The sequence below is a fragment of the Novosphingobium nitrogenifigens DSM 19370 genome (genome assembly GCF_000192575.1).
GTDB lineage: Bacteria > Pseudomonadota > Alphaproteobacteria > Sphingomonadales > Sphingomonadaceae > Novosphingobium > Novosphingobium nitrogenifigens.
The window spans coordinates 237357-246075 of record NZ_GL876931.1 but is presented as its reverse complement, the minus strand read 5'-3'; the positions used below and the strand labels follow the sequence as shown (position 1 = coordinate 246075).

The 8719-nt window shown below is 67.4% G+C and carries 8 protein-coding genes; 1 reads left to right on the top strand and 7 read right to left on the bottom strand.

The window, feature by feature from the left end; genetic code table 11:
• Nucleotides 1–381: 381 nt before the first annotated feature.
• The 3 genes from Y88_RS09130 to Y88_RS09125 are packed head-to-tail and all read right to left on the bottom strand — an operon-like array spanning nucleotide 382 to nucleotide 1705.
• A complete protein-coding gene (locus Y88_RS09130; protein ID WP_008068558.1) occupies nucleotides 382–1116 on the bottom strand; it encodes an alkylmercury lyase family protein in 735 nt (244 codons plus the stop codon).
• A gap of 9 nt (nucleotides 1117–1125) precedes the next feature.
• On the bottom strand, nucleotides 1126–1353 hold the full coding sequence (locus Y88_RS19710; RefSeq protein ID WP_081458651.1) for a GDCCVxC domain-containing (seleno)protein: 228 nt from the start codon (nucleotides 1351–1353) through the stop codon (nucleotides 1126–1128).
• Complete coding sequence (locus tag Y88_RS09125; RefSeq protein ID WP_008068557.1) at nucleotides 1346–1705, bottom strand: mercuric transporter MerT family protein; 360 nt, start codon at nucleotides 1703–1705, stop codon at nucleotides 1346–1348. The genes Y88_RS19710 and Y88_RS09125 overlap by 8 nt, the downstream gene beginning before the upstream one ends.
• 74 nt (nucleotides 1706–1779) lie before the next feature.
• Between Y88_RS09125 and Y88_RS09120 the strand changes: the two genes are divergently transcribed.
• A complete protein-coding gene (locus tag Y88_RS09120) occupies nucleotides 1780–2196 on the top strand; it encodes a MerR family transcriptional regulator (protein ID WP_008068555.1) in 417 nt (138 codons plus the stop codon).
• Here the strand turns inward: Y88_RS09120 and Y88_RS09115 are convergent, their stop codons facing one another.
• The 4 genes from Y88_RS09115 to Y88_RS09100 form a co-directional block, all read right to left on the bottom strand.
• On the bottom strand, nucleotides 2197–3060 hold the full coding sequence (locus Y88_RS09115; protein ID WP_018076189.1) for an ArdC family protein: 864 nt from the start codon (nucleotides 3058–3060) through the stop codon (nucleotides 2197–2199).
• A 170-nt stretch (nucleotides 3061–3230) separates the two neighbouring features.
• Entirely contained in the window at nucleotides 3231–5393 is a 2163-nt protein-coding gene (locus Y88_RS09110) for a hypothetical protein (RefSeq protein ID WP_008068559.1), read from the bottom strand.
• Nucleotides 5390–7177, bottom strand: coding sequence for a hypothetical protein (locus Y88_RS09105; protein WP_008068560.1), 1788 nt, complete (start codon nucleotides 7175–7177; stop codon nucleotides 5390–5392). Before Y88_RS09105 ends, Y88_RS09110 begins: the two co-directional genes overlap by 4 nt.
• Complete coding sequence (locus Y88_RS09100) at nucleotides 7174–8523, bottom strand: tyrosine-type recombinase/integrase (protein WP_008068561.1); 1350 nt, start codon at nucleotides 8521–8523, stop codon at nucleotides 7174–7176. The genes Y88_RS09105 and Y88_RS09100 overlap by 4 nt, the downstream gene beginning before the upstream one ends.
• Between the last annotated feature and the right edge of the window lie 196 nt (nucleotides 8524–8719).

The following is an 8719-nucleotide window of genomic DNA, read 5'->3' as shown; positions in this document are numbered from 1 at the left end:
ATATCCTGACAGTCCAGCGAAAAACGGCGGTTGGGGGATCAAAATCATCGGTAGCCTCCAGCCCCACCCAAAACCCCAAGGCTCCCCCGAGGCGGGGGTGGGCGGCGAGAACGACCGGAGAGGCCCGCTGAAGCGGCGGGCCGCACCCGGAGGGGCGAAATGCAATGGAGCAGCGCGGCGCAGCCGGGCTTGCGGCGCGTCGTGGCGGGCCTAGTAGGGAGCGCCGACCAGACCCGCATCGAGGGAGGCCCCACAACAGCGTCGCCGCGTCAGCGGCGTCCGCTGTGCGCGGGCGTCAGCCCGCGCCTGTCGCAAGGGCGCAAATGATGGTTTGTCGGCTAATCTGGGGCGATCAGTCGCGGTGTCGCGCGCCAATGCCGCTCAGTCGTTGGCCAGTCTCAAAGCACTTCGCATCGCTTCGAAGAGCGCGCGGCCTACCTCGAGCGCCTCCGAGAGGTTGAGGGGCACGCCTTCGTCATCCTGGCGGGATTTGTCCGCACGCCAACGTTCCATGTGTTCGGAAGTACAGAAGAAGCCTTGCTGGGTGCAGAGCGAGGTGGCTGCGCAGTCGTCGGCATAAAGCTGACCCGACCATATGACGATGCCGGCGGGTTTAGCGAAGTCGAGGGTCTGGCCATTGTCGCGCGTACAAATAGAAAGTGTCTGTCCGCACGAGCGGCAGACCGAACGAATGACGCTAGCCTGGCCGAGCATTGCGCCGATCCCGAGCGCATCGATGGCGCACATGGCGCTCACCGTGATGCCGGCGACGGTCACGTGATGCTCGCTCGGACGTTCGGTGAATGGATATGCGCCGACTATACGACCGGCATCATCGAGTACGACCAGATCGCGCCCGGCAAGACGCCGTAGCGCAGCGGTGACCTCGTCGAATGAAGGGCCGACCGCACCAGCAATCTGTGCCCCTGCCGGCGCGCGGCCCGTGGCTGCATAGCCCTGCAGCACGTAGCGATGGACGCGGTTCTCGGCTTCATCCATCCCGCGCCATCTGGTGCCGATGAACGATCCGCACAGCCCACGCAGGGCCGCTTGCGCCATAGGCGTCGTGACCACGGTCCAGTCCGCAACGATATCAACGCCGGAGCGGACGCTCATACGCCGTGCTTAGCCGCAGCACGCGCCGTCCTTGCCGTCGACCTGGATCGGCGGACACGGCACGGTTCCATAAGAGCAGAAGACGCAACAGTCGCCGGACCTGGGCCTGAGCACCGTCCCGCACCCGATACAATCATAGAAGAACTGGCAGGCATTGGTTGGCATGGTCTCGGTCGCCTGATGGCCGCAATGCGGGCAAGTCAGCGTGGAGCGCAGCTCGATGACGGGATCAGACATAGCGATAGCCGAGATAGAGCAGAACGAGGCCGATGAGCAGCCCGACGAGCGTGACGATCCGCACCGCCGGGGGTGTGCAGACGCCGTCCGGTCCGCAGCGGGAGGCGGTGATCTGCTGGCGCGCCAGCGACACCGCCCCGGCGGCGAGGCACAATGCGCCGATGAGGAGTAGCGGCGTGCGATAGGGCGCTGCCGCAAGACCGATGCCGCCAAGCCATGCGCTGCCGATACCGATCGACGCCAGCAGGAATGGGAGAGCGCAGCATGAAGCGACACCGAATGCCGCGGCGATGCCTCCCAGCGTCAGCGACGCGGCGCCAACCCCCTTCGATGGGCGCGATTGCTGCGTCACGGGCGAATCCTTGTTCTGGTCATGCGCTCGTCCTAGCGTCTGTAGTTGCTACAGACTCAAGAGGTATTTTTACGATGGCTGGAACCGGCGCGATCCAGATCGGTGAGCTCTCCCGCCGCACCGGCTGCAATATCGAGACGATCCGCTATTACGAGCGGATCGGGCTGCTGCCGATCCCGCCGCGGCGTGGCCGCTATCGCAATTACGGCGCTGAGGATGTGGCGCGTCTCGGCTTCGTGCGCCGCGCCCGGGAACTGGGGTTCACGCTCGACGAGGTGCGCGCGCTGTTGGGGCTGGCGGCGGGTGGACAGGCCTCCTGTGCCGACGTGCGTGAACTGGCGGCCTCGCACCTTGAGGACGTGCGCACGCGGATCGCCGACCTCAGACGAATGGAACGGGTTCTGGCTGCGTCGGTGCGCGCCTGCGATGCGGGCCAGGATCCGGGCTGTCCGCTGTTGCAGGCGCTCCACGCAGAGATATCAGATGCCTGATCATGGCTGCTGGGCGTGCATCCAGTCGGCCGCTGCCTGCGCCTTGCTCGCCGCGGTGAAGATCGCCCGGGGCTCGTCCTTGAGCAGTTGCAGCCAGGAGGCGATATAGGCCGCGTGATCGGGTCGCGGTTCGTGCGCGATCCCGAGATCGGCGAGCAGGAACGATGCGGTCAGTTCGGCGGTCGCTTCCTCCATGGCAAGCGCGTGCCTGGTCCACTTGGCGCTGAAATCCCGGTCGAGCCGGTGGGCTGCGCCACTGGCATGAGCCGCCTCGTGAATATGGGTGGCGTAGAAGCCGTGGGCATCGTGGAAGGCTCTGAAATCCGGCATGTGAATGCGGTCTTCGGCGATATGATAATAGGCGCTGGCCGAGCCGTAGACAGTCTCGATGCCGAGCGCGGCGATAAAGGCTTCGGCGGCGGCGAGGCGTTCGCTCTCGGGCAGGTCCGGCCCCGGTTCGGGCGCGTAGCCATCGACCTGATCGGCGTTGAACAGGCTGAACGCCTTGGCGAAAAGCCGGCGGTGGTCGTCATCGTCGCCGGCGTCGTCATCCTTCGCGCGAAACTCCTTCCAGAGGATGCCGAGGCTGGAGTGCTCACCCTTGCGGACCTGCGCGCCGAGCGCCTGCCACTGGCGATAGGTGCCCCAGACCCCGCTCGTATAGCCGCTGCCATAGGCGGCCGCCCAGAGCGAGACCGTATTTATGCCGCGATAGGGCCTGCCGCTGGCGACGTTGGTCGGGCGGGTGACGTCGGCGCCGGAATGATGCCATGGCATGCGCCAGGTGGCGGTGCCGGCTTCGATGGCGTCGACGATCGCTTGCGTGACGCGAGCATAGACGTCTGAGCGTTGTGAGGCTGACATGATCTGTTCTTTCGTTCTCGCGCCGGGGACCATCCCCGACGGCGGAGGCCCGTTCGCGCCGGGCACAGGGGGGCTCGCGCACCCGTCAGGGCCGCAGCGAAGCGAAGGACGGCAGAGCCGTTGCGCGGGCGCGCCGACCGGCGCAGGACTCCGCCAACAGCCGGGGTGGTCTACGGCGCGGGAGGATCGATCCCGGCAATCACCGCGGTCAGGCGATCAAGCTCGCGCTGGAGAGCCTGACGCTGAAGATCGGAGATGCGCCGTTCGCGTAAATGCGCCCTGGCATCGGCCGCCGCGCGTTCCCAGGCCGGCCTATGGCGAGCGGTGATGCAGGCGTTGGGACAGCGGGTCGGCTCGCACAGGGCGGTGAGCGGCTGTGCCGGATCGGGGGTCGTCACGCGCTTGAGGCAGAGCGCGGTCGCGGGATCGAAGAAGCAATCCGCGAGCGGGCCGACATGGAAGGTGCGCGCGACGCTGGCGAGCATGACGCGCAGGCGGGCGCGATCGGCGATCATGGCGGGCAATGGCCCGAGCTTGACGGCGGCATCGTCGAGCGTCCGTGCGATACGCGGTCCCGCCGGACCGCCGAGCGATGCGCCGCCCTGACGCCGGTCGAAATAGTCCAGCAGGTCGTCAATCTGACCGAGCCGGCGCTGCGCCTCGACCTCAGCGCGAAACCCCGATGCGCTGGTCCCGGCATAGCCTTCGAACGCGGCGACCGAGGCGTGCTTGTACTGGATCATGCCGGCGATGGTGCCGAACGGACGGTTGGCGATGTGCCACGCGATGGTGCGCCGGAACTGCCTCGTCGTGATGCGCCATGGGTTGCCATCGGGACCGGGCGGGATGACCGGCTCATCGGGGCTGCCGAAGGCGGTGTTGAGGTGATCGCGGAAGGTGTTGAGCTGGCGCACCACCTCACTCGACAGATGCGTCTTGCTGACAGCGCGGGGACGAAGCACCGGCCAGAGCGTATCGCTGCCGCTGGCGCGTGCCGCGCCTGCCGACAGACGTTCGAGCACCGCGATCGCGTCTGCGACCGGTTCGATCGTCACCCAGCTCGCCGCCTCGCCCGCGGCGGCGCGGCGCTTGTAGATGGTCGATCGGATGCGATGCCGTTCGATCAGGCCGTCCTCGCTGCGCGCGATCGAGAGACACCCGCGCCGCATCGCCTGCACCTCGCAGTCGCGCATGCCGGTCAGGTAGGCGCACACGATATAGGCGGCGGCCTGGAGCATCCGTTCCTCGTGTGCGAGAGTCTTCGCGTCGAAGCGCTCGCGCCATGGCCGACCGCTCTCGGGATCGATGGTGATCGGCGTGTCCATGCCGCCGACCTCGACCCCCAGCTCGGCCGCCACTGCGTCGATCAACCTCGCTTCACCGCCAGTCAGCATGAAATGCGCGCCAGGCTCGGCCTGCACGTCTATCCCGGCATGGAGATGCAGGAGATGGGCGTTGATCGGTGGGGTCACGGCGCCGGTGCCCGGATCGATGCGCAGCTTGCCGTTATGAGCGGTGCCCCAGATCGGTACGCCGCGCCCCTCGCGGCGGCGGCGATCGAAATAGGCGTTCAGGCGGGCGCGGCGACGCTGCCGGCGATCCGCGTCCGGAAGGCCCGCGTCGTCGGCGGCAAGGCGATCCCGGCGCGCTTCGAGCCGATCAAGCTCGTGGCGGGCGGCGAGAATATCGTCAGCGAACATGGTGACGTAGCGCAACGACCAGGCGAGCAGCGCGGCGATAACCACTTCCGGGAAGCGCGGCGTGCAGTTCTCCCGGACATGGCGGTAGCCCGCAACGCGGGCGGGCGCCTGTCCGGCCCAGGGCTCGAATGCAAGGCCTCCGCCAGCGAGGTGGTCACGATAGTAATAGAGATCGGAGACCACTTCGAGGAGGTGACCGACGATGACGGGTCGTCGGGCAGGATCGTCGCGGAGATGACGGACATAGGCATCGACCAACGGCGGATCGATACGGGAAACGTCGAGCCGTCCGAGCCGCTCACGGGCGAAGGCGAAGAACCGGCGAGCACGGTTGAATACCTGGCGTATGCAGGCGGGTGGTAACTTCGTTCGATAGCCGGGAAGATCGACGTTGAGGCGCGCGTAGAGATAGGCACGCATCGCTGCCTGGACATCGGCATGTTCGAGCACGTCGAAATGCACGGTAACGTGGCAGCGCCGGGCGTTCTCGCGGAAGACGGCGGGACCGAGATCCCAACTCGGGTCGCCGACGCGCGATAGCTCCTCACGGATATGGCCTTCCTTGAGCGGCGCACTCGCCAGCACGGGGCGATCGTCGAAGGCGGGCGCCTGGGCATGGGCGGGCATGGTCATGTGCGGACCTCTGGCGGCAGATAAAGCCGCTCGCTCTCCATCTGCCGGCGCGCATCGGCGATGACGGCATCGGAGAAGGCCGGCAGGACCTGGGCGGTGATGCGGGCATGGACGCGGCCGAAATTGGCCGCCCAGTCGGTCGCGGGCAGGCTCAGCCTCTGCTCTTCGACGAATGCGAGGAAAGCGAGGATCGCGGGGAGCTTGCGCGCGGTGATGACGGCGTTGGGACAATCGAGACAGCCCCAGAAGGGCTGCGCGCAGGGTGATCCGGCCTCGGCGAAGGGGCTGCTATGGAAGCCCGCGCAGGCGGCGAGCCAGACATCCAGTTCGCCGTCGAGCAACGGCCCCACGTTAGCCAGCGGGATCAGCGGCGCAGCTTGATCGGGCGCTTCGCGCAACGTCTGTTCGGCGGTGGGCGGAAGCACGGTCGGCATCGCGGCAGCGACCGCCGCGCGGAAGGCGTCGGCGATGGCCGTCTCGTGCAGGGGCCGGAGCGACGGCAGATCGGCATAGTGGCGCGCCGCCACCTCGCGCGAGTGGCCGACCGCGAAGCGGGTCATGTGCCCCTCGGTCTTGGTGTACCATAGCGCCTTGTGGGTCTTGCGTAGCCGGGAGAGCAGCAGGTGGAGCGGCTTGCCGTCATCATCGCTGATGCCATGGCGCAGAGCCCAGGCTGCAAGTTGGTGCTTGAGATCGAAAATGCCACCGCGAAGGCCGCCGACGTTGTGATAGGCCCAGAGGCAATCGTCAGGCAGGTGCTCGCGGGCGGCGGCGGTGACGTCGATCAGGCGACGGATCAGGCCGCCCGGTGTGCCGCCACCGCCATCGCGCACCCGCATGCTCTTGTGCTCGGCGCCGCGGGCGCGGCGCTTCAGATAGCGCAGCTCCACCGTGCCGGCATGGGGGTTGGTGAGACAATCTGTGGTCAGCGCCTTCAGGCACTCGGGCTCGAGGCCGGTATCGAGCGTGAGCAGCACGAGCAGCGCCGGCAGATCGCGCGCAAGCAGGTGATGGCGGCCATGCAGATCGTCGATGAGCGTGCTGATCGGCAATCCGCGCCGCATGCGCATGGAATAGAGGCTCTTCAGCGCCGGATGGTCTGCAACGATAAAGCCCTGCCGCGCGATGATGGCTTCGACGTCGGCCCGCGCTCTGGCGATGACCGGGTCGCCCTCATCGATGCGGTCGTCGGCACCGAGACGGCGGAACATCGCTTCGACGTCGGTCCTCGCGGCGTCGCGCAACACGCGGGCGACGAAGGGGCTATAAGCATCGCGCGGGGTCGAGCGGCCCGCCGACGTGGCCAGTGTGTAGCGCAGCCGCTCATGCAGGTCAGGCGCAATCCGATCGGGCCAGTCTGCCTCGATCGCGCGCAATGTGTTGACGATCTTGCCGACCGTTATGTGCCGGTGGATCGCGCCCATCCCGCGGCGGTCGAGCGCGGAGGCGAACCCATCGATATGGGCTGCGCGCAGGTCGCCGACGCCAGCCACGTTCAGCGCTTCGTCGCCACGCCAGGCGAAGAACAGGCGGTAGGCATTTAAATACTGCTTGATGACGCTCGCCGCACCGATCGGTCCTCCGAGTGCGGCCGACCGACGCAGCGCGCCGGCGAAGGCGATGGCGAGCGGACGAGGATCGAGTGCGGCCATATCGATCAGGACCGTCCCGCCATGCCGCGCCTCGATGGTGAACTTGAGGCCGAGCACGGGATCAGGCTGCACGGGCTCGGGCGTGATCGGCGAGAAGACGACGGGCCGACCCTTGCGGGCACGCCCGCTCATGCGCCCTGCGGTCCCGGCAGCAGCGCGAGCAGCTCCTCGACCGCCGCATCCACCGTATCGGCGCGGGTCGCAATATGGTCGAGGTAGATATAGGTGGTGGTGAGGCTCGCGTGGCCGAGCAGGCGTTGCACCTGTTGCAGCGGGTCGCCCAGGATCAAACGATAGCTCTCCACCGGCCCCGCCGGCAATGCCGCTTCGCGCAGCCGCTGCTGGATCAGCAAGGCGAGCATATGGACCGCGAATGTGTGGCGAAGCTGGTGCGGGCTGATCGACAGCGGGAAGCCGTTCTCCGCGCACCTCTTGCAGGCGCGGGTGAAGATCACCTCCCACGAGTTGGGGCGGACAGGCTGCCCGACCTCGGTCAGCCATAGCGCCGCCGGCTCGCGGGGCGATCCATACTCGTCGCACAGGATCAGGCGGCATCGTTCCTCCGGGGTGCAGACATCGCGCATGCGGTCGAGACCGGCGCGGGTGACAGGGATCGGTCGCTCGAAGCGGGCCGCGCCATCGCGTGCGGCGAACTTGGCCACGCCCGCTGCGCGCTCGACGGCAACATAGGCGGCGATCTGACGAAGCAGCCGGCGTGGGACCAGAACGCTGCGTCCCCGGTCGCCCTTGGTGAGCGGCGGCGGGAGAGGCAGCCAAAGTTGCCCAGCATCGCCGTCAGCGCGGTCGATCGCCGCGAGCTCGGTGGTGAGCAAGCCCGACGCCTCTTCGAGGCGCAGGCCAGTGGTGACGAGAAGATCGGCGAACAGCGCGTTGCGTAGCCCATTACGGTCGCGAGCGCCGGGGCGCTCCGTGCCGTCAGGGGTGAGCCCGCGCAGGCCGACCTCGCCGAAAATGCGGTAGTCGTCCATCGTGACGAACCGGACATCCGATCGCCTGGCGACACGTTCATAGGCGTCGTTGCGCGCCGCGATCATGCCGCGACGGCCACCATGCGCCGGTCGCCACACGGCGCGGCGGCTGAACGGCGCGTCGGTGATCAGCCCTTGCTGTTCACCCCAACGGTAAAGGCGATCGAGACTGGCGACGGCGCGGTTCCAGCTTGCGGCCGTTATCCGGTGATCGGCCTCGTCGCGGCGTCGCTCACGATGATAGGCATCGACGTCGTCGCGGGTCGCAGCCCACACGGTCTTGCCGCAGGCATCGAGAAAGCGAAGCCAGACAACGACATCATAGGCATAGGCGCGAAGCGAGTGCCGCGAGCGGACGTCCGACAGCGGCAGGTCGAGAAAGAAGCGATCCAGATCGGGATCATAAAGCGCGTCGCCGCGCTGGATCAGCGGCACATGCGCATCGAGGCCCTTGGCCTCGCGGCGCTCGTAAACAGAAATGATCGACACCGGCGCGAAGCCCTCCCCCCGGACCCCCCACCCGGAAGCTGACCTTCACACCGATGCGCGCTATGGCCCGGCAGCAATCAGGCTGGCCTCCGCCAGCTCTTGGGTCAGCGCTACGGCCAGCCTGATTACTGCCTACCGTGGGCGTCCATCGCCGACCTTACTGCAATGTTGCGGGCGGCGCAGACTGTCCAGATAA